Below are 23,906 nucleotides of genomic sequence, written 5' to 3' on the forward strand. Positions count from 1 at the left end.
CGATCACAATCTGTCTGGAAAAAACCGGGTCGCAGAGTTCAGGGTCGCTGCGCAACCCAACGGGGATAAATCCCCTCACTACAGGTCAGTAGAACATCGACCGCGATTCTTCCAGATCCGCGCAAAACTGCTTGTTCTCCGGGTCAATCCCCAGCTTCCTGAACGCCGGCACGCTAAACGGATCAATCCGCGCAAACGGATGATCGGTGTCCTTGCGGCAATACAAATTGGCCACTTGCACGATATCGACGTAATCGATGCGCGCCGAGTCGCGGCTGAAGTCTTGATACAGCAACGGCAAATGCACCAGGCGCTCGGGAAACTCCCAGACCCGCAGCAATTTCTCGCCCAGCAATGGGTGAATCTGCTCGATCACATGGGTCAGGCTGACCGCATCCGAGAGCAGTTCATTGTGGTCTTCGGCGTAAGTCAGAATCGGCAACACGCCAATCTGATGCACCAGTCCGCCGAGTGCCGCCTGATCGGGTTTGAGCTGGGTGTGGCGACGACACAGCGCATAGCTGACGCCAGCGATTTCCAGACTGCTGCGCCAGACTTCGCGCATCTTCTGTTCGACCACCTCGGAGCGGGCATTGAAGATCTGCTCCATCACCAGACCGATCGCCAGGTTGCTGCTGTAGTTGATGCCCAAACGGGTGATGGCGGTGTGCAGGTCTGTGACTTCCTGCGCGGCGCGCAGCAGCGGACTGTTGACCACTTTGATCAGGCGCGCCGACAGCGCGGTGTCGCGGCCGATGACTTTGCTCAGATCGCTGACGCTGATTTCCGGATCCTCGGCAGCCTTGCGAATCTGCAGGGCCACTTCCGGCAACGTTGGCAGAACCAGGTCATCGTTATCGATGGCCGCAACCAAATCCTGTTGGACCTTTTCCGCCAGTTCGCTCATTTGGACTCTCTAGGGTGTTGCAACAATGCTGCGATCAACGCTGGATTTCGCGGTCGCGATCCAGTTCGTAAGGCAGGTCGAGCACGTGCAACGCGGGGCCTTCGAGGGCGCCCAGACGCAAATCACCGGCTTCGGCAGCTTCGGCCTGCAACACGGCCAGGAGTTCAATGTTTCCTTCGGCGTTCGCTGCCAGGACCACTTCGCCAATCGAGCTGTTGTGGCTGGGGGCAAACAGTTGAGTGCCGGGCTCCGGCAACTCGGCCGCGTAGAGGCGCAGGCGGTACAGGCGCCGCTTGAGCTTGCCCAGGTACTGCATGCGCGCAACGATTTCCTGGCCGGTGTAGCAGCCTTTCTTGAAGCTCACCCCGCCGACCGCCTGCAGATTGAGCATCTGCGGGATGAACAGTTCGCGAGTGGAAGGCATGACCTGACCGATACCGGCGCGGATCTGGCCCAGCAGCCATTGATTCAGTTCGGCCTCAGGCAGGGCGGTCGACAGTTGGCTTTGCACGCTTTGCGCCTGAGCGGCAGGCACCCAGAGTTCGGCGCGCTCGGGCGAGACGCGAATTGCGATCAGGCCTTCATTGCGCACAACGCTGTCGGTTTCGGCCGGCAGTGCCAGACCGAGGCTGGTCAGGGCTGCATCGCCATGTGCCAGACCGAAGCGCACCCATGCGGCGCTTTCATCGGTCAGTTTCGATTTGGAGAACACTGCGTACTTTTTCAGGTCGGCCAGTTGCGGTTCCAGCAGTTCGCTGGCCATCGCCATCACCACGCCGTCACCTTCAAGCAGGATGCGGAAGCTCGACTGCATCCGGCCTTTCTGCGTGCAGCGGGCGCCGAGGCTGGCGCGGGTGTCGCTCAGGTAATTGATATTGCAGGTCAACTGGCCTTGCAGGAATTTTCCGGCGTCCGCACCGCGAACCGCGAGTACGCCTTCATGAGACAGGGTGCAGAAAAAAGCAGAATCGGCCATGGGTCATCGCAGGGTAAATAGACTGGGGCACATCATAAGGGGGCAGGGTTGAAATGGGTAGTTGATAAAGGATCAGGGGTCCCCGACCAAAGCCGACTGTGCGGCCCGCGCCGGGGCTGTATACTGCCCGGCAAATTCGAGGAGGGCTCCATGGTCGAACAAGTTGAACTGAATCGCCTCTTTTGGCACAGCCGTCGCGGCATGCTTGAGCTTGACGTGCTGCTGGTGCCGTTCGTGCAGGAGGTTTACGCGACGTTGAATCAAGTGGATCGCGATCTGTACGTGCGTTTGCTGACCTGTGAGGATCAGGACATGTTCGGCTGGTTCATGGAGCGCAGCGAGTCGGAAGATCCGGAGCTGCAACGCATGGTCCGGATGATTCTGGATCGTGTCCAGCCCAAGTAATACGTTCGAATGCCGCTGGCATGCCTCACGGCAGTTGCTGGCGGCGTATCTGTTGGCCCAGGCGTCCGCCATGGGTTCTTTATTCCTGCTGTCGATTCCGCTCTGGGCCAGCCTGCTCGGCGCTTGCGCCTGTGCGCTGCACGGTTTTTGGGTGCTGCCACGGCAGATTCTGCTGAACCACCCGAAAGCATTCTGCGGCTTGCGCCGCGATGGCGATGGCTGGCAGGTCTGGAATCAGGCTGATGGCTGGCAAGCGGTGCAACTGCGCCCGGACAGTCTGGCGCTGCCATTGATCGTAGTGCTGCGCTTTCGCCTGCGCGGAGAGTGGCGGGTCAGGTCGATCTGCGTACCACGTGACTCGCAGGCGGCGGATCTGCACCGACGCCTGCGAGTGCGGCTCAAGTTCAGCCGGCGTAGGTGGGCGGCACCAGAATAGTGTCGAGCGCTTCGGGCAGCAGGTCCGGGTAGTCGAGGGTGTAATGCAGGCCACGACTTTCCTTGCGCTCCATGGCTGAGCTGATCATCAACTCGGCGACTTGTGCAAGGTTGCGCAGCTCGATCAGGTCGCGGCTGACTTTATAGTTGCTGTAGAACTCATCGATCTCATCCAGCAGCAGACGCACCCGGTGCTGCGCCCGTTGCAGACGCTTGTTGGTGCGCACGATGCCGACGTAGTCCCACATGAATCGGCGCAACTCGTCCCAGTTGTGCGCGATGATCACATCTTCATCCGAGTCGGTCACCTGACTGGCATCCCAGACGGGCAGGGCGTTTGGCGCCGCGACGTCATCGAGTTGCGCAAGAATGTCCGCTGCTGCCGAACGGGCATAAACGAAGCATTCCAGAAGTGAGTTGCTGGCCATGCGATTGGCGCCGTGCAGGCCGGTGAAGCTGGTTTCGCCGATGGCGTAGAGGCCAGGCACGTCGGTGCGACCGTGCTGATCGACCATCACTCCGCCACAGGTGTAGTGCGCGGCGGGAACCACCGGGATCGGCTGTTTGGTGATGTCGATGCCGAAGCCCAGGCAGCGCTCATAAACAGTCGGGAAGTGGCTTTTGACGAACGATTCAGGCTTGTGGCTGATGTCGAGATATACGCAGTCGACACCCAGGCGCTTCATCTCATGGTCGATGGCCCGCGCGACGATGTCACGAGGCGCCAGCTCGGCGCGTTTGTCGAAGCGGTACATGAAGCGCTCGCCGTTGGGCAGCTTCAAATGCGCGCCTTCGCCACGCAACGCTTCGGTGATCAGGAAACTCTTGGCTTGCGGGTGATACAGGCAGGTCGGGTGGAACTGGTTGAATTCCAGGTTCGCCACCCGGCAACCGGAACGCCAGGCCATGGCGATGCCGTCACCGCAGGCGCCGTCGGGGTTGCTGGTATAAAGGTAGACCTTGGCTGCGCCGCCCGAGGCCAGAATCACGAAGCGTGCGCCGTAGGTGTCGACTTCGCCGGTGGCGCGGTTCAGCACGTAAGCGCCCAGGCAACGATCACCTTCCATGCCCAAGCGGCGTTCGGTGATCAGATCGACGGCGACGCGCTGTTCCAGCAATTCGATGTTCGCGCGCTCTTTGGCCTGGGCCAGCAAGGTTTTGAAGATCGCCGCGCCGGTGGCGTCGGCAGCATGGATGATCCGTCGATGGCTGTGGCCACCTTCGCGGGTCAGGTGAAATTCGAAACCACCGTCTTCAGTGCCGGACTGTTCGTCGCGGGTGAACGGCACGCCTTGGTCGATCAGCCATTGGATGGCTTCGCGGCTGTGCTCGACGGTAAAGCGTACGGCGTCTTCATGGCACAAGCCGCCGCCCGCATTGAGGGTGTCGTCGACGTGGGATTCGACAGTGTCGGTATCGTCGAGCACGGCGGCAACGCCGCCCTGGGCCCAGAATGTCGAACCGTTGGCGAGGTCGCCCTTGCTCAATACGGCAATGCGCAGATGACCGGGCAAGGTCAAAGCGAGAGTCAAACCGGCAGCACCGCTGCCAATCACCAGAACATCGTGTTGGAACTGTTGGCTCATTTCAGGATTCCGCTCAAAGCGACCCGGGTCGGGGTTGGCGCAAGACAGCTGGATCGGCGAGTCAAGACAGCCACACAGCCCACTAGTATATAGAGGGGTTGGGCGGCACAATAGCCGGGCCCAGATGGCATTGTGAGACTACTGCGCAGTAAAAAGCGCTGTGCTTCGTCGGAAGTTTTTTTCATCAGTTTTGAAAAATGACACCTGTATCGGCGCTGAAACAGTCTTTTCCGAGCAGGGTTGCGCAATGTCAGGTGGGTACGGCTATAAATAATTGGAACTTTTGCCAAAGGCCCAAGATCAATAGACGGTGCCAGAAACCAGGGACAGTGTCGGCTTCAGTGCGGAATCTGCGTTTGGATTCCTGCCGGCGAAACCGATAACAAGATTATTCGCGCAGCCGGTTTATCCCGCGCTGCGTTTTTCGTGCGTGCCAAATCAGAGCCCGCAGGAAACTTGCTTGGAGGGGGAGAACTTTTGCGAAAAGCCCGAGTCTATGTTTGCAAGTCTGGTCGTTTAGTAATGCAAGTCTCCTCCGGGCTTATCGAGGAGTGTTCATGCTAACCCAGGAAGAGGATCAGCAGCTGGTCGAACGCGTACAGCGTGGCGACAAGCGAGCTTTCGATCTGCTGGTGCTGAAATATCAGCACAAAATTCTCGGGTTGATCGTGCGTTTTGTGCACGACACCCATGAAGCCCAGGACGTTGCTCAGGAAGCCTTTATCAAGGCGTATCGGGCACTTGGAAATTTCCGCGGTGACAGTGCGTTTTATACGTGGCTGTACCGTATTGCCATTAACACGGCAAAGAACTACCTGGTTTCCCGCGGCCGTCGGCCGCCGGATAGCGATGTAAGTTCGGAGGATGCGGAGTTCTATGATGGCGATCACGGCCTCAAGGATCTCGAATCACCAGAACGTGCATTGCTGCGGGATGAGATCGAAGGCACCGTCCATCGGACCATCCAGCAACTGCCAGAGGATTTGCGTACGGCTTTAACTTTACGTGAATTCGATGGTCTGAGTTACGAGGACATTGCGAGCGTCATGCAGTGTCCGGTGGGTACCGTGCGCTCCCGGATTTTCCGCGCTCGGGAGGCCATCGACAAAGCCCTGCAACCGTTGTTGCAGGAAAACTGAGACAGCGGCGACAGCCAAGAGAGGAACGCCATGAGTCGTGAAGCCCTGCAGGAATCGCTGTCCGCAGTGATGGATAACGAAGCGGACGAACTGGAATTGCGTCGAGTGCTCAGCGCACTGGATGATGTTGATACCCGTGAGACCTGGGCTCGTTACCAGATCGCTCGGGCAGCCATGCACAAGGATCTGCTGCTTCCGCGTCTGGATATCGCTGCGGCAGTGTCTGCTGCGCTGGAAGACGAAACGGCTCCGGCCAAAGTATCCCGCAGCCCATGGCGCAACCTGGGTCGCCTCGCTGTTGCCGCTTCGGTGACCGTGGCTGTTCTGGCCGGTGTTCGCCTCTACAATCAGGACGAAATCGCCGGTGTTGAACTGGCCCAGCAGTCGAACCAGCCTACTCTGGCCACTCCACAGGTCAAAGGTCCGGCAGTTCTGGCTGGTTACAGCGAAAGCTCGGAAGCGACTGGTCCTATGGCTAACGGCGTTCTGCAAGGCCAGCCAGGCTGGCATGATCAGCGTCTGCCAGGCTATCTGCGTCAGCACGCTCAGCAGGCTGCACTCAAGGGAACTGAAAGCGCGCTGCCATACGCACGTGCCGCAAGCCTGGAAAACCGTTAAGGAGGATCATGCGCGCCATCCCTCTACTTTCGCTTCTGCTCAGTGGCTGGTTCATCGTTCCAGCCCACGCTGACGAGGCCCAGGACTGGTTGACCCGTCTGGGCCAGGCCGAGCAGCAGCAAAGCTTCCACGGCACTTTCGTTTACGAGCGTAACGGCAGTTTTTCCACGCACAACATCTGGCATCGTGTCCAGAATGGCCAGGTCCGCGAGCGGTTATTACAGCTCGACGGCTCGGCTCAGGAAGTCGTGCGCATTGATGGACGTACTCAATGCGTCAGCGGCACCCTGATTGCGGGATTGGGTGATTCACCCAACGCTGCCGCCCGTGCGCTGGACCCCAAAAAGCTGAAGAATTGGTATGACCTTGCCGTCATTGGCAAGTCGCGCGTGGCCGGTCGTGATGCAGTGATCGTATCGCTGACGCCTCGTGATCAGCACCGTTATGGTTTCGAGTTGCATCTGGACAGGAAAACCGGTCTGCCGCTCAAGTCGTTGCTTTTGAACGACAAGGGGCAGTTGCTCGAGCGTTTCCAGTTCACCAGCCTCGACACGGATGAAATCCCGTCGGACAAGGACTTGTTGGCAGACGCCGATTGCAAGCCGATCAACATCGCAAGCGACAAGGCTTCTGCAGCTAAAACCGTGCAAAACTGGCGTTCGGACTGGCTCCCGCCAGGCTTTGAGCTGACCAGCAGCAGTTCGCACAAGGATGCGCAGACCAAGACCCAGGTCAGCAGCCTGATGTATGACGATGGTCTGGCGCGTTTCTCGGTGTTCCTTGAGCCATTGAACGGTGCCACCGTCACCGACACCCGCACTCAGTTGGGCCCGACCGTCGCGGTATCCCGTCGCCTGACCACGCCGCAAGGTGAAATGATGGTTACGGTGGTTGGCGAAATCCCGATTGGCACCGCCGAACGAATCGCTCTATCGATGCGTAACAACGATGGCGCTGCGACCAGCAAGCAGTGAGCTGATTTCAGTCATTTCCACTTCGTCGTCGAGACGTCGAAATGTTTGCTGAGCATTTTCATTTGCAAAACCCCTGAAAATTTTTTATAGGTCAGAGCCTCACGGCTCTGGCCTTGTTTGTTGTTCCCGGAACAAAAATGCCGGTCTGTGGTTTCCGGTGTTCCTTTGCTCCATATCGCTTAACCCTGCTCGTCGTAACGGGAGCTGTATGTCGATACCAAGTTTGAAGTCTTATCTTTCCATCTTCGCCACCGTGCTGTTGCTCGGTCAGGCGGTCCCTGCTGCGCAAGCGGCCGATCTGCCTGATTTCACCCAGTTGGTCGAACAAGCGTCGCCAGCGGTAGTGAATATCAGTACCACGCAGAAACTGCCGGACCGTCGCGTGAATCAGCAGATGCCGGATCTGGAAGGCCTGCCACCGATGCTGCGCGAATTCTTCGAGCGCGGCATGCCGCCTCAGCAGCGCTCACCGCGTGGCGACGGGCGTCAGCGTGAAGCGCAATCGCTGGGTTCGGGGTTCATCATTTCGCCGGACGGCTACATCCTCACCAACAACCACGTGATCGCCGATGCTGACGAAATCCTCGTCCGCCTGGCTGACCGCAGTGAGATGAAAGCCAAGCTGGTCGGCACCGATCCACGTTCCGACGTGGCGTTGCTGAAAATCGAAGGCAAGGATCTGCCGGTGCTCAAGCTCGGCAAATCCCAGGATCTGAAGGCTGGCCAGTGGGTCGTCGCGATCGGTTCGCCATTCGGCTTTGACCACACCGTGACCCAAGGCATCGTCAGCGCCGTCGGTCGTAGCCTGCCAAACGAAAACTATGTGCCGTTCATTCAGACCGACGTGCCGATCAACCCGGGCAACTCCGGTGGCCCGCTGTTCAACCTGAATGGTGAAGTGGTCGGCATCAACTCGCAGATCTACACCCGCTCCGGTGGCTTCATGGGCGTTTCGTTTGCCATCCCGATCGACGTGGCGATGGACGTTTCCAATCAGCTCAAAAGCGGTGGCAAAGTCAGCCGCGGCTGGCTGGGCGTAGTCATCCAGGAAGTGAACAAGGATCTGGCCGAGTCGTTCGGTCTGGACAAGCCAGCTGGCGCGCTCGTTGCACAGATCCAGGATGACGGCCCTGCGGCCAAGGGCGGCCTGCAGGTTGGCGACGTGATCCTGAGCATGAACGGTCAGCCGATCGTCATGTCCGCCGATCTGCCGCATCTGGTCGGCGCGCTGAAGGCTGGCGCCAAAGCTAATCTGGAAGTGATTCGAGAAGGCAAGCGCAAGAACGTCGAGCTGACTGTCGGCGCAATCCCGGACGAGGATAAAGAGCTGGACGCACTGCCGAAATCCGGCGCGGAAAGCAGCAGCAACCGCTTGGGTGTTGCGGTCGGCGAATTGACCGCCGAGCAGAAGAAAGCCTACGACCTCAAAGGTGGTGTGGTGATCAAGGAAGTGCAGGACGGTCCTGCGGCCCTGATCGGTCTGCAGCCGGGTGATGTGATTACTCATCTGAACAACCAGGCCATCGGCTCGGCTGAGGAGTTCACCGACATTGCCAAGGCATTGCCGAAGAACCGTTCGGTGTCGATGCGCGTGCTGCGTCAGGGCCGTGCCAGCTTCATCACCTTTAAACTGGCTGAATAAGCCAGCAACAAGGTAAAAAAGAAACCGCCTCGAAAGAGGCGGTTTTTTTGTGTCTGAAGTTTTTGTCTTGTCTGGAAAGACTCAGCCCATCATGTCCTTGACCATACGCTCCTGTTCCATCAGCTCACGCTGGCGGGCATCGATGCGTGAGGACAGCGGGAAGTTGTTGCCAGCCTTGCGCTTGGCGAAGTCCAACTGCTGAATGGCCTGGCGGTAATCGCCGACCAGCGCAAAATACTCGGCTCGCGCCTGATGCAGGCCGATGATGTTGCCCGACAAGCCACGGGTTTCAGCAACCTGATACCAGACGTCCGGATCATCCGGGCGGGACTTGAGCAAGCTGTCCAGCGCCTTCTCGGCATCGGCGGCGCGATTCTGTTTCAACAGCAGATCGACACGCACCTGATTCAGCGGATAGTTGCCCGGGAACTGCGTGAGCATGCGGTCGACCCGTGATTGTGCATCGGGCAGGCGATTGTTGGTGATGTCCAGATCGACCTGAGCGAGGTTGTAGATAATCTCGTTGGGCGACTTGGCCAACAATTGCTTGAGATTTTCGCGGGCTTCGTTCAGCTGGCCGCCCTTGATTTGCGCGATGGCGAGGCCGTATCGCGCGACATCGTTTTTCGGGTTTTCATCGAGCAGGGCGCGGAAACGCTTGGCGCCCAGCCCCGGGGTTTCTTCGTAGATCAACTGCACCCGCGCGCGGATCAACTGGTAGCGCATGCTGTCTTCGATGCCGCCCGGTTTCGCCTGCTCGGCGCGGTTGCGGGTGTCGGCGATACGCGATTCGGTAACCGGGTGAGTCAGGAGGAATTCCGGCGGCTTGGCGTCGAAGCGGTACTGGCGCATCAGGCGTTCGAACATGGTCGGCATTGAGCGCGGATCGTAACCGGCCTTTTCCAGATTGAGGATGCCGATGCGATCCGCTTCCTGTTCGTTTTGTCGCGAGAAGCGCCGCTGTTCCTGCAACGCCGCAGCCTGGGTGCCAGCGATCGTGGCGATGCCGGCATCACCGCCGCCGGCCGCCGCAATGACAATGCCGGCCAGCAACGCGGCCATCATCGGCACCTGCATTCTTTGTGAGGCTTCCACCCCGCGAGCAAAGTGGCGTTGCGACAAGTGCGCCAATTCGTGAGCGAGCACCGAGGCGTACTCACCCTCGGTCTGGGCGTTGAGGAAAAGACCGCCGTTGACCCCAACCACGCCGCCCGGCGCTGCAAAGGCGTTGAGTTGTGGGCTATTGATCAGGATGAATTCCAGGCGTCGGTCGGAAACCTGACTGGTCTCGACCAGCTTGTACACGCTGGATTCGACGTAGTCCTTGAGCTGCGGATCGTTGAGCTGGTAAACCTGACTGCGCAGCATGGCCAGCCAGGCGCGGCCGAGCTGGTATTCCTGTTGCGGCGAGACAATGGCAGAGCTGGCGTCGCCGAGTGACGGCAGATCGTCGGCAAAGCCTGGTGAGGCGAGCAGGCAAGCGAGCGTCAGCAGGGTAGGGCGCAGAAAAGTCATGCACAAAGCCTTGGAGGACAAAGACCTTACTGTAGCCGGACACCGAAGCCGCGACCAGATATTCTAGGCAGCTCGACAACGAACCGGAGTGACGCAATGACTGACGCTGTAGCCCATGACGTGGAACTGGACGCCAGTGGCCTGAACTGTCCGTTGCCGTTGCTCAAGGCAAAAATGGAACTCAACAAACTGCACAGCGGCGCTGTGCTCAAGGTGATCGCTACCGATGCCGGCTCGCAACGCGACTTCCGTACCTTTGCCAAACTGGCCGGTCATGCGCTGTTGCGCGAAGAAGACGAGGCTGGCGTCTACCGTTACTGGTTGAAAAAAGCCTGACGCGAGCGCGTTAACGATCGAAGGGATTATTGATGTTCAAAGTGTTACGCGACTGGATTCAGCGCTACTTCTCCGATGAAGAAGCCGTGGTGCTGGCGGTGCTGCTGGTTCTCGCCTTCACCGCCGTGCTTACCCTCGGCGGCATGCTCGCGCCCGTATTGGCGGGCATGGTGCTGGCGTATCTGATGCAAGGCCTGGTGGTGACGCTCGAGCGACTGCGCGTGCCGGGCGGGGTGGCGGTGGGACTGGTCTTTGCGCTGTTCATGGGCGCGCTGATGCTGTTTATTGTCGTGGTGCTGCCGCTGCTGTGGCATCAGTTGATCACGCTGTTCAACGAGTTGCCGGGCATGCTCGCCAAGTGGCAGTCGCTGCTGCTTCTATTGCCAGAGCGCTATCCGCATCTGGTGTCTGACGAGCAAGTCTTGCAAGCGATCGAAGCGGCGCGGGGCGAGATTGGCAAGTTTGGCCAGTGGGCACTGACTTTCTCGTTGTCGAGTTTGCCGCTGCTGGTGAACATCATGATCTACCTTGTGCTGGTGCCGATTCTGGTGTTTTTCTTCCTCAAGGATCGGGCCATGATCGGCGAGTGGGTGCGCGGCTATCTGCCTCGCGAGCGCGCACTGATCACCCGCGTCGCGCAGGAAATGAACCGGCAGATCGCCAACTACATACGTGGCAAAGGCATCGAGATCGTGATTTGCGGCGGCGTGACCTACATCGCCTTCATCGCGCTGGGCCTGAATTACGCGGCGCTGCTGGCGTTGCTGGTGGGGTTGTCGGTGGTGGTGCCGTATGTCGGTGCAGTAGTGGTGACCGTGCCGGTGCTGCTGATTGCGCTGTTCCAGTGGGGCTGGAGCGATCAGTTCATCTACCTGATGGCGGTTTACGGAATCATTCAGACGCTGGACGGCAACGTGCTGGTGCCGTTGCTGTTTTCGGAAGCAGTGAATCTGCATCCGGTTGCAATCATCTGCGCGGTGCTGCTGTTTGGCGGATTGTGGGGATTCTGGGGGGTGTTCTTTGCGATCCCGCTGGCGACGCTGTTCAAGGCTGTGCTCGATGCGTGGCCGCGCAAGGAGCCGGTGGTGGCGCCGTTGCTTTAAATCGGGGTGAGGCTTTTGGCCTCATCGCTGGCAAGCCAGCTCCCACAGGTTTTGTATGTGCTGAACCCTGTGGGAGCTGGCTTGCCAGCGATGGCGTCGGTGACGACCCAGCAAAAACATCAGGCTTTATTCAGAGCCTCAGCCGCCGCCAGCACGGCATCAACATGCCCCGGCACCTTCACACCACGCCATTCCTGACGCAGCACACCGTCCTTATCAATCAGGAAAGTGCTGCGATCAACGCCCAGGTATTCCTTGCCATACAGCTTTTTCAGCTTGATCACGTCGAACAGCTGACAAACCGCCTCGTCCTTGTCGCTGATCAGCTCAAACGGAAATTCCTGTTTGCCTTTGAAGTTTTCGTGCGACTTCAAGCTGTCGCGGGAAATGCCGAAGACTTCGGTGTTGGCAGCCTTGAACGCCGCATATTGATCGCGAAAGCCCTGGCCTTGAGTGGTGCAGCCCGGGGTGCTGTCCTTCGGGTAAAAGTAGATCACCACTTGCTTGCCCTTGAGTTCGGACAGGCTGAAGGTCTGCCCGCTGGTCGCAGGCGCGGTGAAATCCGCAACCGGTTGGTCGATGACAACGGCCATGAAAGCTTCCTTACATTGGGTTTTGTGGGCGCCAAGGCTCGATCAGGGCATCCAGGTTCATCGCGTCGGCGAAATCGAGGAACTGATCGCGCAGCCAGCTGATCTGCGTGTTGGCCGGCAGGGTCACGGTGAACGTGGCGTTGAGCATGGTGCCGCCGGTCTGGGGAGCCTGGTAAGTGTCGCAGGTGAGGTTTTCCAGTTCGACGTTATGGTCCATGAAGAACTGGCACAGCTCATTGATGATGTCCGGGCGATACGCCGAGCTGACGTAAGCCACGTAAGGCAGCGCTTGCGGACGATTTTCCAGAGCGGCGCTGCGCACCACATTGACGGTGAAAGCGTGACGCTTGGCCAGCAATGGCAGGCTGCCTTCGAGGCGCGCGAGGGCGTCCCAGCTACCGGAAACTTCCAGCACCAGAGCGCTGCACTCGCCGTGGCGGGTCAGGCGAGAGGTGACGACAGCGCAGCGGTTTTCATGGCTGGCGCGGCACAGGACGTTGGTCAGCTCCATGGGGTTGGCGCCGAGGGCACTGATGACAAGGAATTGTTCGCGAACTGTGGGGGTGGACATGCAGCATTCCTAAAGCGATGAGCGGTCGGTAGGTTGACGGGCATTGGTGGCCGGGCGTGCCTGTTCTGGCGGTCCGTATAAAGAGCCCCGGCCAGCGTTCGCGGCTCGCTCCACTGTGCGGGAGCGCGTCGATGCGACGCAGGAACGGGGCCTGGGAGGCCGAAAGGGGAGGCTGAAACCCGGCGTACAAGCTGATCTGTACCGATCAAAGTCTGAAGGGTAGCGAAAAGCGGCGCCAAGGGGAATGGCAGCGGCGCAGTACTTCGCTTGTGCAAGCATCTTGGCGCCAGTACCATTACCGCTCTCTTTTTCCGGCAGGAGCGGTTTCATGATTGCGGGCAGTATGGTGGCACTGGTCACTCCCATGGATGCACAAGGGCGTCTTGACTGGGACAGCCTCAGCAAACTCGTGGACTTCCACCTCAAGAACGGCACCCATGCCATCGTCGCCGTCGGTACTACCGGCGAGTCGGCCACCCTTGATGTAGAAGAGCACATCGCCGTCATCAAAGCCGTGGTCAAACAGGTTGCCGGGCGCATTCCGGTCATCGCCGGCACCGGCGCAAATTCGACCCGCGAAGCCGTCGAGCTGACCCGCAACGCCAAGGCTGCCGGCGCCGATGCCTGCCTGCTGGTGGTTCCTTATTACAACAAGCCGACCCAGGAAGGCCTGTACCAGCACTTCAAGCACATCGCTGAAGCGGTCGACATTCCGCAGATTCTCTACAACGTTCCCGGCCGCACCTCCTGCGACATGCAGGCCGAGACGGTGATTCGCCTGTCCACCGTGCCGAACATCATCGGCATCAAGGAAGCCACCGGCGACCTCAAGCGCGCCAAAGCGATCATCGATGGCGTGAGCAAGGATTTCATCGTGCTGTCCGGCGATGATCCGACTGCTGTCGAGCTGATCCTGCTGGGCGGCAAAGGCAACATCTCGGTCACCGCCAACGTCGCCCCGCGCGAAATGGCTGACCTGTGCGAGGCCGCGCTCAAGGGCGACGCCGATACCGCACGCGCAATCAACGAAAAACTGATGCCGCTGCACAAGGACCTGTTCATCGAAGCCAACCCGATTCCGGTGAAGTGGGCTTTGGTCGAAATGGGCCTGATGCACGAAGGCATCCGCCTGCCACTGACCTGGCTGAGCACACCTTGTCATGAAACGCTGCGCTCGGCCCTGCGCCAGTGCAACGTCCTGGTTTAATTGAGGAAGTACAACGCATGAAGCGAATGGCCGGACTTTCCGCACTTGCCTTGATTATCTCCAGCACCAGTGGCTGCGGATGGGTCTGGGGGCCGGAAGGTTATTTCCGCGACCGTGGAAGCGATTACCTGCAAGCGCAACAGACTGCACCGATGCAATTGCCACCGGATGTAAGCACTGCCAAGCGTCTCGATCCGCTGTTGCCGATCCCGCGCAACGTGGCCGATGACACCGCGACGGGCGAATACGTCGTGCCGCGTCCTCAGCCGCTGTCGTCGGTTGCCGATGCCACGGATTACTCGCTGCAGAAGAGCGGTGATACGCGTTGGGTCGTGGCCCAGCACCCACCGGCCGAAGTCTGGCCAGTGGCGCTGCAGTTCTTCCAGGACAACGGGTTCCGTCTGGATGAACAGCGTCCGCAGACCGGCGAGTTCACCACTACCTGGCAGCACTCCGACGAGCTGTCCGCTTCGATGGCCAAGCGCCTGAGTGCGGCCGGTATCGCCAGCGACAGCGAAACCCGTGTGCGCGTACGTATCGAGCCGGGCGTGCAGCGCAACACCAGTGAAATCTACGTAGTCAGCGCCGAGCGTCCTGCCGGCAGCACGGCCGACGTGGCCTTCACCAACCGTTCGGTCAACACTGGCCTGGACGCTGCGCTGGTCGACGACATGCTCGCGAGCATGAGTCGCACCTCCGAGAAGGGCGGCTCGGTGTCGATGCTGGCCTCGCGTGATTTCGACGCCCCGAGCCGTGTCAGCCTGAACGAAGACGGCAGCGGCAACCCGGTGTTGAACGTCGGTACCGATCTGGACCGCGCCTGGTCGAGCGTCGGCCGTGCGCTGGAACAGGGCGAATGGCGCGTTGAAGACATCAACCGCAGCCTGGGCTTGTACTACATCAACCTGGCCGAAAAAGCCGAGAAGAAAGACGACAAGCCTGGCTTCTTCAGCAGCCTGTTCGGCAGTGCGCCGAGCAAGGAAGAAGTCGAAGCCCGCGCCGAGCGTTATCAGGTTCGCCTGAGCAAGGTGGGCGAGAACATCCAGGTCACCGTCGAAAAGAACATCAACACCGTCGCGCCGGCCGATGTCGCGCGTAAAGTGTTGAGCGTGATTCAGGACAACCTGGGCTGATCCGATATGCGTTTTGCCGTTCTCGGCAGCGGTAGCCAAGGGAACGGCACGCTGATCGCCAGTGCTGATACGTACGTGCTGGTAGATTGTGGTTTTTCCCTGCGGGAAACCGAAAGACGTCTGTTGCGCCTGGGTGTGCACCCGGCGCAACTGAGCGCGATACTCGTGACCCACGAACATGCCGACCACGTGCATGGCGTGGGTTTGCTGTCTCGGCGCTACAATCTGCCGGTCTACCTCAGTCGCGGCACACTGCGCGGGATGCGCAAACCGCTGGAACCGGCAGGCTTTCTCGCCGGCGGCGAGCAACTGCAGATCGGCGCACTGAACGTCGGGGTCATTGCCGTGGCCCATGACGCGCAGGAGCCGACCCAGTACGTCTTCAGCGATCAGGAACAGCGGCGCTTCGGCCTGCTGACCGACCTGGGATCGTTCTGCGAGCGGGTGCTGGATGGCTATCGGGACCTCGATGCATTGATGATCGAGTCCAACCATTGCCGCGACATGCTGGCCCGTGGTCACTACCCGTACTTTCTCAAGCAGCGGGTGGGCGGCGAACGCGGACATCTGAACAACCATCAGGCGGCATTCCTGGTGGCCGAGTTGGGCTGGCAGGGCTTGCAACACCTGGTGCTGGCCCATCTGAGCAGCAAGAACAACCTGCCGCAGCTGGCCCGGCAATGTTTTGTCGACACCCTCGGGTGCGACCCGGACTGGCTGCAACTGGCCGATCAAGATTCAGGGCTCGACTGGCGCCACATCGCCTAGCCCACCTACTTAGCAAGCGGAGCCCATCATGGAAAAACGTGAAGAACTCTACCGCGGCAAAGCCAAATCGGTTTACAAGACCGACGACGCTGACCGCTTGATCCTGCTGTTTCGCAACGACACTTCGGCGTTCGACGGCAAGCGCATCGAACAGCTCGATCGCAAAGGTATGGTGAACAACAAGTTCAACGCCTTCATCATGCAGAAACTCGAAGCGGCGGGCGTGCCGACCCAATTCGACAAACTGCTGGGCGACAACGAGTGCCTGGTGAAGAAGCTCGACATGATCCCGGTGGAATGCGTCGTGCGTAACTACGCCGCCGGCAGCCTGGTCAAGCGTCTGGGCGTCGAGGAGGGCATGAAGCTCAACCCGTACACCTTCGAACTGTTCTTGAAGGACGACGCCAAAGGCGACCCGTTCATCAACGAATCCCACGTTGTGGCATTCGGTTGGGGCACCGCCGAGCAACTGGCGCGCATGAAGGAACTGTCGCTCAAGGTCAACGAAGTCCTGAGCAAACTGTTCGACGACGCCGGCCTGCTGCTGGTCGACTTCAAGCTTGAATTCGGCGTGTTCAGCGACGGCTCCATCGTCCTCGGCGACGAGTTCAGCCCGGACGGCTGCCGTCTGTGGGACAAGGACACCAAGAAGAAGATGGACAAGGACCGCTTCCGCCAAGGCCTTGGTGACGTCATCGAAGCCTACGAAGAAGTCGCCGCTCGTCTGGGCGTACCGCTTTAATCGACGCAAGCATCTGATAGCACGGAAAAAATTTCGTTTGGGGGGTTCGCAACCGACGAAAGTGTTGTTATGATGCGCGCCGTTGGAGAGATGCCAGAGTGGCCGAATGGGACGGATTCGAAATCCGTTGTACCTTCACCGGTACCTAGGGTTCGAATCCCTATCTCTCCGCCATTATTGAACAAGACGAAGCCCCCGTAATCATTGATGATTACGGGGGCTTTTTCGTTTCTGGCGTTTTGTTCGCAATGCTTTTCGGGTACAACCTGCCGACTGCATAAAGGAACAGCTCGATGAGTGAAGTTCAGCCGTTGGCGGGTGATGATGACGTTAGGCCGCAGAGCGTGAGTTTGCTCGAGGCGTTCTGGTTCTGGTTGAAGCTGGGCTTTATCAGTTTCGGCGGGCCGGCCGGGCAGATTTCGATCATGCATCAGGAACTGGTCGAGCGCCGGCGCTGGATTTCCGAGCGGCGTTTTCTGCATGCCTTGAACTATTGCATGTTGCTGCCCGGGCCGGAGGCGCAGCAGTTGGCGACCTACATTGGCTGGCTGATGCATCGAAGCTGGGGTGGCATTGTGGCCGGGGCGTTGTTTGTGCTGCCTTCGCTGTTCATCCTGATTTTCCTGTCGTGGCTCTATATCGCCTTCGGTGAGGTGCCGGTGGTGGCCGGGCTGTTTTACGGGATCAAGCCTGCGGTGACGGCCATCGTCGTGCAGGCGGCCCATCGGATCGGTTCGCGGGCGCTGAAGAACAACTGGCTGTGGGCGATTGCTGCGGCGTCGTTTACGGCGATCTTTGCGTTCAATGTGCCGTTTCCGCTGATCGTTTTGGGTGCGGCGGTAATCGGCTATTTCGGCGGACGCTTGGCGCCTGAGAGGTTCAGAGCCGGCGGGCATAGTGCGGCGAAGAAGTCTTTCGGTCCGGCGTTGATCGACGACGACACGCCAACACCGGCCCATGCCCGTTTCAGCTGGACGAAACTGGCCATGCTCGCCGTGATTGGCGCCGCGCTGTGGGCATTGCCGATGGGCGTGTTGACTGCGCTGTTTGGCTGGCAGGGCACGTTGACGCAGATGAGCTGGTTCTTCACCAAGGCAGCGCTGCTCACCTTCGGTGGAGCTTACGCAGTGTTGCCCTACGTCTATCAAGGTGCGGTCGGTCACTACGGCTGGCTGACCCCGACGCAGATGATCGACGGCCTGGCGCTGGGCGAAACCACACCGGGGCCGCTGATCATGGTGGTGGCGTTTGTCGGTTTTGTCGGCGCTTATGTGACGCAGGTGTTCGGCGCCGATCAGGTGTTCCTCGCCGGAGCGGTCGCCGCCGCGCTGGTGACGTGGTTTACCTTTCTACCCTCATTCCTGTTCATCCTCGCCGGCGGCCCGCTGGTGGAGTCGACGCACGACGAACTCAAATTCACCGCCCCGCTTACCGCGATCACCGCTGCGGTGGTCGGCGTGATTCTCAATCTGGCGTGTTTCTTCGGCTATCACGTGCTCTGGCCGCAGGGTTTCAGCGGCAGCCTGGATTGGCCCTCGGCATTGATCGCCATTGCGGCAGCCATTGCGCTGTTTCGCTTCAAACGCGGAGTGATTCAGGTGTTGCTGGGCTGTGCGTTGGTTGGGTTGGTGGTGCATTTGCTGCGTTAGTCTCGGCCGGCGTGCCATGGACGGCGGCGTATATCGACACCGTCGGTGAGCCTACCGCCGACATGCGCTCCAACATCGCAGCTGAAGCACGGGCGAAGATCGTCTATGAGCGCTTGATGGGGCGCGCGCCTGACATCAGCCGGCGCGCCCCGGTTAATCACTGTGAAATCTTGGTGACTTGCAAAGATTTGCGCTCGATCGCTACGGGCTGCAAATGCCCCAAACGGTCGAGGTGATAGCGCTGCAGATCCCGCGCCAGAATCAGTTGGCCGTGATACAGCGCTGCCGCTTCGTTGCGCACATCCTCGATCGACGGGCTCACCGCCGGATTGGCCTGATAGCGCGCGCTGAAATGCGTCAACACCAGATTGCGCACCCCGGCTGATTCGGCAAATCCAGCGACAGCGGCGGCGCTGCTGTGGCCGTAACTGGCACGAGCGCGGTCGATTGCTGCCTGCACGAATGTCGCTTCATGCACCAGCACATCCGCCGATTGCGCCACTTCGGCCAGCAGTGCCGGCCGATCGTTATCGCCGCAGACAATGATGCGTCGATCAGGTCGTGAACTCAGCAGATAGTCGCGAGCGTGCAGCATCCGCCCGTCAACCTCCACGTCCTGACCATGGGCCAACTGACCCCAGAGCGGGCCGCGTTCGATACCCTCGGCATCCAGGCGCTGCACGTCCAGACGCGGTTCCGGGTCGGACTCGGTGAACACATAACCATGACACGGCACACGGTGCGACAACTCGACGGTCTGCACCTGAACGTTGACGCTGCGCCACTCTGTAAGCGTTTCCACAGCATGCAGGTTGATCTCGAACGGCAGATACGATTGCGTCACCTCCAGACTCATTTTCAGCCAGGGATGCAGCGCTGTCGGCAGGATAATGTCCAGTGGTCGCGTGCGTCCGGACATGCCGGTGCTAGCCAGCAGGCCCGGCAAGCCCAGGCAGTGATCGGCATGCACATGAGTGATGAAAATCGCCCGCAACTCGCTCAGCGACAGCGGCGTGCGCAGCACCTGATGCTGAGTGCCTTCACCGCAATCGATCAGGTACCAGCCCTTGCCGGCAGAGGCGATCAGTGCCGTCGCGCTGACGTTGCGCTGGCGGGTCGGCACGCCGGCAGACGTGCCCAGAAACAACAAATCCACGGTGGTTCTCCCTGGCGGATCGGATTTCAGATATTGCGTGCAGTTCTCGGTGAGCTTTCGACAATCAGCGAGGCGATTCGGATCCATCGATGGACTGCGACAATTCATCGGACACCCGCGCTGTCGGCGGCTGGCCTTGGCACTTCGCTCGCTGATGATGGTCACAGCGAAACGGAGTCACTTAGCGGAGGTCAACTTGCCCAGAAAATCCAGGCCGATCGTCGACCGCGCCGATGCGGCGACCCTTTCGCAAGAACGCAAAGATGTGTTTTTCGCGGCGGTGCAGGTCAGCCGCATGGCCATGATTGTCACCGATCCAGCGCAGCCCGACGATCCCATCATTTTTGCCAACAATGCGTTTCTTGAACTCAGCGGCTACGAGCTGGAAGAAGTGCTCGGGCGCAACTGCAGGTTTCTGCAAGGCGAGCAGACTGATCGCGCGGTGTTGCAACGGGTCAAGCAAGCGCTGAAACATCAACACGAAACCTGCGTGGAGGTGCTCAACTATCGCAAGGACGGCTCGTCGTTCTGGAACGAGCTGTTCATCGCGCCGCTATTCAACGAGCGCGGACAACTGGTGTATTTCTTCGCTTCGCAAATGGACGTCAGCCGCCGACGCGACGCCGAGGACGGCCTGCGCTACAGCGAGAACATGGAAGCGCTGGGCCAGTTGACCGGTGGCATTGCCCACGACTTCAACAACCTGCTGCAAGTGATGATCGGCTACATTGAGCTGATCCAGCACACCGCAAAGCGGCCGAGCATTGATCCGCAACGCATCGTGGTAGGCGCCGGTCACGCTCGCGCGGCGGCGGAAAAAGCACGTTTGCTGACCCAGCATCTGCTGGCATTCTCCCGCCGACAACGGCTCGAAGGCCGGGTGATCAATCTCAATGCCTTGCTTGAGCGCTCTACGCTGCCGACGCATGAATCCGCCGATCTGGAACCGCGATTCGAACTGGCCGAGGACTTGTGGAACTGCCGGCTCGACCCGGCGCAGGCCGAGATGGCGCTGAACCATTTGCTCTCCAACGCCTGCGATGCGCTGGTTGACCAGCAGCAACCTGCGATCACCGTGCAGACCCGCAACGTCGATGTACCGGACTCGACGGATCCGCACCAGGGCGGACTGGCGGCGGGGCGTTACGTCTGCATCGCGGTTGCCGATAACGGTGTGGGCATTGCCGCTGACGATCTCGACAAAGTGATGGAACCGTTTTTTACCACCAAAGAGGAAGGCAATGGTGCCGGCCTCGGTTTGTCGATGGTTTACGGCTTCGTCAAGCAATCCGGCGGTGTGGTCAAAATCGAATCGACGCCGGGACTCGGCACCACGGTGCGCCTGTTCTTCCCGGCGGATGACAGTCAGCTATCGGCATCTGGCTCCGCTGAAGCCGCAGAAAATCTCAAGGGCACGGAGCGCATCCTGATCGTCGAGGATCGCGCCGAAGTCGCTGAACTGGCGCGCTTTGTATTGTCCGAACAGGGTTACCACACCGACCTCGCTGCAGATGCGAGCGAGGCACTGGCCGTGCTGCAGAGTAGCGAATACGACCTGGTATTCACCGATTTGGTCATGCCGGGCGAGATGAACGGGCTGGCACTGGCGCGGGAAATCAGCCAGCGCTATTCGGCCATGAAGATCCTGCTGACGACCGGGTACTGCGCGGACGAGTCGACGCCCAATGAGCTGGCTGACAATGAGTTCGAATTGATCGCCAAGCCCTACGCGCCGGTGGACCTTTTGCGCAAGCTGCGCTCGATGCTCGGCTGAAAAAACGAACTGACGGCGCACGTTCGGCGTCCATCCTAAAGACTGCATTGAACAACCAGTGAGGGACCCGATCCCTGAGGAGATGTTGGCAGTGAGCGATGACTTGATGATCAATAACGGGCCGATCGACTGAGCGTCAACGAGGACGGTTCATGCAGGAGCAATCTTTGGTGGTGATTAGCGGCGCCAGTGCTGGCGTCGGGCGCGCGGTGGCTCATCGGTTTGCCGCTGGGGGCTACCGCATCGGACTGTTGGCGCGTGATCCGGCGGGCCTGGCCGCCACGCAAGAGGAGCTGCAAGCGTATGGCGTTCAGGTTGAAACAGTCAGCGTCGACGTCGCCGATGCGCTCGCCGTGCAGCAGGCCGCCCAGCAACTGGAAACCGCGCTCGGGCCGCTGGCGGTATGGGTTAACGCGGCGATGGTCACGGTGCTTTCGCCGATAGAACAATTGTCTGCCGCCGAGATCGAGCGCGTCACTCAGGTGACCTATCTCGGCACGGTTCATGGCACGTTGGCAGCGCTGTCGTTGATGCGTCCGCGTAACAAAGGATTGATCATTCAGGTCGGCTCGGCGCTGGCCTATCGGGCCATTCCGTTGCAGGCCGCTTACTGCGGGGCAAAATTTGCCGTGCGCGGTTTTACCGACTCGTTGCGCTGTGAGTTGCTGCATGAGCGCAGCCATATTCGCGTGTGCATGGTGCAATTGCCCGCGATCAATACCCCGCAGTTCGACTGGGCGCGCAACAAGTTGCCCAAGCGTCCCCAACCTGTGCCACCGATTCACGACCCCGACGTAGCGGCACGGGCGATTTTCAGTGTGGTAAAGCATCCTCCGCGAGAGTTGTGGCTAGGGTGGTCGACGATCAAAGCGATTATTGGGCAGTCGGTCATGCCCGGTCTGCTCGACCGTTTGATGGCGCGAAGTGCATGGTCCGGTCAGCAGACCAATGAGCCTGAAGACAACGAGCACCCGGACAACCTGTTCGAAGCGCAGCCGGATCGGCATCAGATTCGCGGCCGCTTCGTCGGCCGTTCCAGGGATGCAGCGCTGGCCTTGACCTCGACGCAAGTGCTGGCGATATCGGCAGTGATTGCCATATTGGTCGGCGTGGTTCTATTACAGCTCTGATGCTTTCCCGCTTCGCTCCACTGTCGACGCATCTCTGCGCGCGCTGCTAGAGGCGCTGGGGTGCATGGAAGCAACAAATGCAGCACATGCACCTTTGATGAATGTGGTTTCGCTCAAATCTCCTTGATCGGCGTCTCGCCTTGAACGGCTTTGATCAGATTAATCACGTGCAGGCAATCAGCCTTGTTCACATATGACTCACCACTGGCCACCGTCTCGTGGTTGCGCGCACGCAGACGCCAGCGCCACTGGCCTTTGCCAGTGCTGGGGGTGCCTCGGGTTTGTCGGTAGATTTCGAAATACATGGGGTTCGCTCCCTGCGATAGAAAGGCGCGCCAACCTGTGTGGCGCATCGACGCAAGCCTAGCGCAGCGGGTTTTTTTGGCTATCGCGGATTTGTTTCCAATCGTTCGCGGATGTTTCTGAAAGACGCTGGCCAGAGCGCCGCGACTGCCCGGCGAATTGGCCGATATGACGCCGTGTCCTGCTTGCACGTGCGTGCCGGCTGCTGCTTAATACGGCACGGCTCATGGCCTCGAAAGACTTTCGATGACCGACAAACTATAAAAAGAGCACTCCTTTGACTGAGCACGGAACGCAACAGGCCGGGCAGGTGACGTTGTCGCTGGTGATCCCCGTTTTCAACGAGGCCGACAGCCTCGACAGCTTTCTTTCGCGCATCGACGACGTCTTTCAGACGCAGGCACTGATCGATCTTGAACTGGTCTTCATCAACGATGGCAGCACCGACACCACCCTTGAGCGCTTGCTTGAACGGCAGCGGCAAGACTCGCGTCTGCGCATCGTCGATCTAAGCCGCAACTTCGGCAAGGAAGCGGCGTTGTCGGCCGGTCTGCAAATGGCCACCGGGAAGATCGTGGTACCGATCGACGCCGATCTGCAGGACCCGCCGGAAGTCATTTTGCAGATGATCGAGCGCTGGCGCGAAGGTTACGAAGTGGTGCTGGGGCATCGTGTCAGCCGCCGCAGCGATACGTGGGCCAAATCGACCTCGGCCCACTGGTTCTATCGCCTGCACAACCGCATCGCCGAACAGCCGTTGCCGGAGAACGTTGGCGACTTCCGCCTGATGGACCGCTGCGTGGTCGATGCCTTGCTGACCCTGCCTGAGTCGCGACGCTTCATGAAAGGTCTGTTCGCCTGGGTCGGTTTCCGCACCACTCATGTCGACTACGAGCGCCCCGAGCGCGTGGCCGGGCAAAGCAAATTCAATGGCTGGCGGCTGTGGAACTTCGCCCTCGAAGGCATCACCAGTTTCAGCACCGAGCCGCTGCGGGTCTGGACTTACCTGGGGGCAACGGTTTCGCTGGTGTCGTTTGCGTTCGCCATGTTCATTGTCCTGCGCACACTGATCCACGGTGTCGACTTGCCTGGTTATGCCTCGCTGATGGTCGCAGTCACGTTCCTTGGCGGTCTGCAATTGATCGGCATTGGCGTACTCGGCGAATACCTTGGCCGCACCTATATCGAATCCAAACGCCGGCCGGTTTTTCTGGTGCGTCGCGTTTACGACCCCAAGGACTGAC

Annotated in this window: 24 protein-coding genes, 1 tRNA gene and 1 pseudogene; 18 read left to right on the forward strand and 8 right to left on the reverse strand. The window is 59.8% G+C overall.

Going from position 1 to position 23,906, the window contains the following annotated elements; translation table 11 throughout:
• Positions 1 to 85: 85 nt before the first annotated feature.
• Together ASG55_RS03040 and ygfZ are read right to left on the reverse strand one after the other, a co-directional pair.
• Positions 86 to 907, reverse strand: coding sequence for an HDOD domain-containing protein (locus ASG55_RS03040; RefSeq protein ID WP_056783523.1), 822 nt, complete (start codon positions 905 to 907; stop codon positions 86 to 88).
• A 34-nt stretch (positions 908 to 941) separates the two neighbouring features.
• Entirely contained in the window at positions 942 to 1,883 is a 942-nt protein-coding gene (ygfZ, locus tag ASG55_RS03045; protein WP_056783526.1) for a CAF17-like 4Fe-4S cluster assembly/insertion protein YgfZ, read from the reverse strand.
• Between the two features lie 150 nt (positions 1,884 to 2,033).
• On the opposite strand from ygfZ, the gene ASG55_RS03050 reads away from it, so the two are divergent.
• Both ASG55_RS03050 and ASG55_RS03055 read left to right on the forward strand, forming a co-directional pair.
• A complete protein-coding gene (locus ASG55_RS03050) occupies positions 2,034 to 2,288 on the forward strand; it encodes an FAD assembly factor SdhE (RefSeq protein ID WP_007911418.1) in 255 nt (84 codons plus the stop codon).
• Positions 2,272 to 2,724 (forward strand): protein YgfX, encoded by a 453-nt coding sequence (locus tag ASG55_RS03055; RefSeq protein ID WP_056783529.1) that lies wholly within the window; start codon positions 2,272 to 2,274, stop codon positions 2,722 to 2,724. Before ASG55_RS03050 ends, ASG55_RS03055 begins: the two co-directional genes overlap by 17 nt.
• Here the strand turns inward: ASG55_RS03055 and nadB are convergent.
• Positions 2,693 to 4,309, reverse strand: a complete 1,617-nt coding sequence (gene nadB / locus ASG55_RS03060; protein ID WP_056783534.1) for an L-aspartate oxidase — start codon at positions 4,307 to 4,309, stop codon at positions 2,693 to 2,695. The two genes, ASG55_RS03055 and nadB, sit on opposite strands and share 32 nt — an antisense overlap.
• A 557-nt stretch (positions 4,310 to 4,866) precedes the next feature.
• Between nadB and rpoE the strand changes: the two genes are divergently transcribed.
• From rpoE to ASG55_RS03080, 4 genes are all read left to right on the forward strand, one after another.
• Positions 4,867 to 5,448, forward strand: coding sequence for an RNA polymerase sigma factor RpoE (rpoE, locus tag ASG55_RS03065; protein WP_003172477.1), 582 nt, complete (start codon positions 4,867 to 4,869; stop codon positions 5,446 to 5,448).
• Between the two features lie 30 nt (positions 5,449 to 5,478).
• Positions 5,479 to 6,066 carry a sigma-E factor negative regulatory protein gene (locus tag ASG55_RS03070; protein WP_008077804.1) on the forward strand — a complete coding sequence of 196 codons (588 nt, stop codon included), beginning with the start codon at positions 5,479 to 5,481 and terminating at the stop codon, positions 6,064 to 6,066.
• Between the two features lie 8 nt (positions 6,067 to 6,074).
• Entirely contained in the window at positions 6,075 to 7,040 is a 966-nt protein-coding gene (locus tag ASG55_RS03075) for a MucB/RseB C-terminal domain-containing protein (protein ID WP_056783536.1), read from the forward strand.
• A 208-nt stretch (positions 7,041 to 7,248) separates the two neighbouring features.
• The gene (locus ASG55_RS03080) at positions 7,249 to 8,682 is read left to right on the forward strand and encodes a DegQ family serine endoprotease (protein ID WP_056783538.1); all 1,434 of its coding nucleotides are present in this window, start codon (positions 7,249 to 7,251) and stop codon (positions 8,680 to 8,682) included.
• A gap of 81 nt (positions 8,683 to 8,763) precedes the next feature.
• On the opposite strand, the gene ASG55_RS03085 is transcribed toward ASG55_RS03080, so the two are convergent.
• Positions 8,764 to 10,197, reverse strand: a complete 1,434-nt coding sequence (locus ASG55_RS03085; protein ID WP_056783540.1) for a M48 family metalloprotease — start codon at positions 10,195 to 10,197, stop codon at positions 8,764 to 8,766.
• A gap of 96 nt (positions 10,198 to 10,293) precedes the next feature.
• Here ASG55_RS03085 and ASG55_RS03090 point away from each other — a divergent pair, with 96 nt between their 5' ends.
• A complete protein-coding gene (locus ASG55_RS03090; RefSeq protein WP_041478863.1) occupies positions 10,294 to 10,533 on the forward strand; it encodes a sulfurtransferase TusA family protein in 240 nt (79 codons plus the stop codon).
• A 32-nt stretch (positions 10,534 to 10,565) separates the two neighbouring features.
• Positions 10,566 to 11,636, forward strand: a complete 1,071-nt coding sequence (locus ASG55_RS03095; RefSeq protein WP_041478862.1) for an AI-2E family transporter — start codon at positions 10,566 to 10,568, stop codon at positions 11,634 to 11,636.
• Between the two features lie 119 nt (positions 11,637 to 11,755).
• Here ASG55_RS03095 and ASG55_RS03100 read toward each other — a convergent pair whose 3' ends face one another.
• Both ASG55_RS03100 and ASG55_RS03105 read right to left on the reverse strand, forming a co-directional pair.
• Positions 11,756 to 12,229, reverse strand: a complete 474-nt coding sequence (locus tag ASG55_RS03100; protein ID WP_056783542.1) for a peroxiredoxin — start codon at positions 12,227 to 12,229, stop codon at positions 11,756 to 11,758.
• Between the two features lie 10 nt (positions 12,230 to 12,239).
• Complete coding sequence (locus tag ASG55_RS03105; protein WP_024012001.1) at positions 12,240 to 12,800, reverse strand: glycine cleavage system protein R; 561 nt, start codon at positions 12,798 to 12,800, stop codon at positions 12,240 to 12,242.
• 328 nt (positions 12,801 to 13,128) lie between these two features.
• On the opposite strand from ASG55_RS03105, the gene dapA reads away from it, so the two are divergent.
• The 7 genes and pseudogenes from dapA to ASG55_RS26100 all read left to right on the forward strand — a co-directional run.
• Positions 13,129 to 14,007: a 4-hydroxy-tetrahydrodipicolinate synthase gene (gene dapA, locus ASG55_RS03110; RefSeq protein ID WP_016771265.1), complete on the forward strand. Its 879-nt coding sequence runs from the start codon at positions 13,129 to 13,131 to the stop codon at positions 14,005 to 14,007.
• 17 nt (positions 14,008 to 14,024) lie between these two features.
• The gene (bamC, locus tag ASG55_RS03115) at positions 14,025 to 15,140 is read left to right on the forward strand and encodes an outer membrane protein assembly factor BamC (RefSeq protein ID WP_056783546.1); all 1,116 of its coding nucleotides are present in this window, start codon (positions 14,025 to 14,027) and stop codon (positions 15,138 to 15,140) included.
• A 6-nt stretch (positions 15,141 to 15,146) separates the two neighbouring features.
• The gene (locus ASG55_RS03120) at positions 15,147 to 15,908 is read left to right on the forward strand and encodes an MBL fold metallo-hydrolase (RefSeq protein WP_024012002.1); all 762 of its coding nucleotides are present in this window, start codon (positions 15,147 to 15,149) and stop codon (positions 15,906 to 15,908) included.
• Positions 15,909 to 15,936: 28 nt separating this feature from the next.
• Complete coding sequence (gene purC, locus ASG55_RS03125) at positions 15,937 to 16,650, forward strand: phosphoribosylaminoimidazolesuccinocarboxamide synthase (RefSeq protein ID WP_016771262.1); 714 nt, start codon at positions 15,937 to 15,939, stop codon at positions 16,648 to 16,650.
• Between the two features lie 84 nt (positions 16,651 to 16,734).
• Positions 16,735 to 16,824: transfer RNA gene (locus ASG55_RS03130), tRNA-Ser, on the forward strand.
• A gap of 119 nt (positions 16,825 to 16,943) precedes the next feature.
• A complete protein-coding gene (gene chrA, locus ASG55_RS03135; RefSeq protein WP_056783548.1) occupies positions 16,944 to 18,299 on the forward strand; it encodes a chromate efflux transporter in 1,356 nt (451 codons plus the stop codon).
• Positions 18,281 to 18,433: pseudogene (locus ASG55_RS26100) on the forward strand (manganese catalase family protein); the annotation flags it as partial. The gene chrA and the pseudogene ASG55_RS26100, both read left to right, overlap by 19 nt.
• A gap of 23 nt (positions 18,434 to 18,456) precedes the next feature.
• On the opposite strand, the gene ASG55_RS03140 reads toward ASG55_RS26100, so the two are convergent.
• The gene (locus ASG55_RS03140) at positions 18,457 to 19,455 is read right to left on the reverse strand and encodes a ribonuclease Z (protein ID WP_056783549.1); all 999 of its coding nucleotides are present in this window, start codon (positions 19,453 to 19,455) and stop codon (positions 18,457 to 18,459) included.
• A gap of 196 nt (positions 19,456 to 19,651) precedes the next feature.
• On the opposite strand from ASG55_RS03140, the gene ASG55_RS03145 reads away from it, so the two are divergent.
• Positions 19,652 to 21,229 carry a histidine kinase famiy protein gene (locus ASG55_RS03145; RefSeq protein ID WP_236708151.1) on the forward strand — a complete coding sequence of 526 codons (1,578 nt, stop codon included), beginning with the start codon at positions 19,652 to 19,654 and terminating at the stop codon, positions 21,227 to 21,229.
• A gap of 152 nt (positions 21,230 to 21,381) precedes the next feature.
• Complete coding sequence (locus ASG55_RS03150) at positions 21,382 to 22,359, forward strand: SDR family oxidoreductase (protein ID WP_041478857.1); 978 nt, start codon at positions 21,382 to 21,384, stop codon at positions 22,357 to 22,359.
• A gap of 113 nt (positions 22,360 to 22,472) precedes the next feature.
• Here the strand turns inward: ASG55_RS03150 and ASG55_RS03155 are convergent, their stop codons facing one another.
• The gene (locus ASG55_RS03155) at positions 22,473 to 22,664 is read right to left on the reverse strand and encodes a YegP family protein (RefSeq protein WP_016771242.1); all 192 of its coding nucleotides are present in this window, start codon (positions 22,662 to 22,664) and stop codon (positions 22,473 to 22,475) included.
• A gap of 275 nt (positions 22,665 to 22,939) precedes the next feature.
• Between ASG55_RS03155 and ASG55_RS03160 the strand changes: the two genes are divergently transcribed.
• On the forward strand, positions 22,940 to 23,905 hold the full coding sequence (locus ASG55_RS03160; RefSeq protein WP_056783552.1) for a glycosyltransferase family 2 protein: 966 nt from the start codon (positions 22,940 to 22,942) through the stop codon (positions 23,903 to 23,905).
• Position 23,906: the final 1 nt, after the last annotated feature.

Source organism: Pseudomonas sp. Leaf434 (assembly GCF_001425545.1).
Taxonomy (GTDB): Bacteria; Pseudomonadota; Gammaproteobacteria; order Pseudomonadales; family Pseudomonadaceae; genus Aquipseudomonas; species Aquipseudomonas siliginis.

What these genes read in the sequence shown, in the direction of transcription:
- ASG55_RS03040 (WP_056783523.1), bottom strand. Translation starts at nt 907, where the DNA reads ATGAGCGAACTGGCGGAAAAGGTCCAACAGGATTTGGTTGCGGCCATC.
- ygfZ (WP_056783526.1), bottom strand. Translation starts at nt 1,883, where the DNA reads ATGGCCGATTCTGCTTTTTTCTGCACCCTGTCTCATGAAGGCGTACTC.
- ASG55_RS03050 (WP_007911418.1), top strand. Translation starts at nt 2,034, where the DNA reads ATGGTCGAACAAGTTGAACTGAATCGCCTCTTTTGGCACAGCCGTCGC.
- nadB (WP_056783534.1), bottom strand. Translation starts at nt 4,309, where the DNA reads ATGAGCCAACAGTTCCAACACGATGTTCTGGTGATTGGCAGCGGTGCT.
- rpoE (WP_003172477.1), top strand. Translation starts at nt 4,867, where the DNA reads ATGCTAACCCAGGAAGAGGATCAGCAGCTGGTCGAACGCGTACAGCGT.
- ASG55_RS03070 (WP_008077804.1), top strand. Translation starts at nt 5,479, where the DNA reads ATGAGTCGTGAAGCCCTGCAGGAATCGCTGTCCGCAGTGATGGATAAC.
- ASG55_RS03075 (WP_056783536.1), top strand. Translation starts at nt 6,075, where the DNA reads ATGCGCGCCATCCCTCTACTTTCGCTTCTGCTCAGTGGCTGGTTCATC.
- ASG55_RS03080 (WP_056783538.1), top strand. Translation starts at nt 7,249, where the DNA reads ATGTCGATACCAAGTTTGAAGTCTTATCTTTCCATCTTCGCCACCGTG.
- ASG55_RS03085 (WP_056783540.1), bottom strand. Translation starts at nt 10,197, where the DNA reads ATGACTTTTCTGCGCCCTACCCTGCTGACGCTCGCTTGCCTGCTCGCC.
- ASG55_RS03090 (WP_041478863.1), top strand. Translation starts at nt 10,294, where the DNA reads ATGACTGACGCTGTAGCCCATGACGTGGAACTGGACGCCAGTGGCCTG.
- ASG55_RS03095 (WP_041478862.1), top strand. Translation starts at nt 10,566, where the DNA reads ATGTTCAAAGTGTTACGCGACTGGATTCAGCGCTACTTCTCCGATGAA.
- ASG55_RS03100 (WP_056783542.1), bottom strand. Translation starts at nt 12,229, where the DNA reads ATGGCCGTTGTCATCGACCAACCGGTTGCGGATTTCACCGCGCCTGCG.
- ASG55_RS03105 (WP_024012001.1), bottom strand. Translation starts at nt 12,800, where the DNA reads ATGTCCACCCCCACAGTTCGCGAACAATTCCTTGTCATCAGTGCCCTC.
- dapA (WP_016771265.1), top strand. Translation starts at nt 13,129, where the DNA reads ATGATTGCGGGCAGTATGGTGGCACTGGTCACTCCCATGGATGCACAA.
- bamC (WP_056783546.1), top strand. Translation starts at nt 14,025, where the DNA reads ATGAAGCGAATGGCCGGACTTTCCGCACTTGCCTTGATTATCTCCAGC.
- ASG55_RS03120 (WP_024012002.1), top strand. Translation starts at nt 15,147, where the DNA reads ATGCGTTTTGCCGTTCTCGGCAGCGGTAGCCAAGGGAACGGCACGCTG.
- purC (WP_016771262.1), top strand. Translation starts at nt 15,937, where the DNA reads ATGGAAAAACGTGAAGAACTCTACCGCGGCAAAGCCAAATCGGTTTAC.
- chrA (WP_056783548.1), top strand. Translation starts at nt 16,944, where the DNA reads ATGAGTGAAGTTCAGCCGTTGGCGGGTGATGATGACGTTAGGCCGCAG.
- ASG55_RS03150 (WP_041478857.1), top strand. Translation starts at nt 21,382, where the DNA reads ATGCAGGAGCAATCTTTGGTGGTGATTAGCGGCGCCAGTGCTGGCGTC.
- ASG55_RS03155 (WP_016771242.1), bottom strand. Translation starts at nt 22,664, where the DNA reads ATGTATTTCGAAATCTACCGACAAACCCGAGGCACCCCCAGCACTGGC.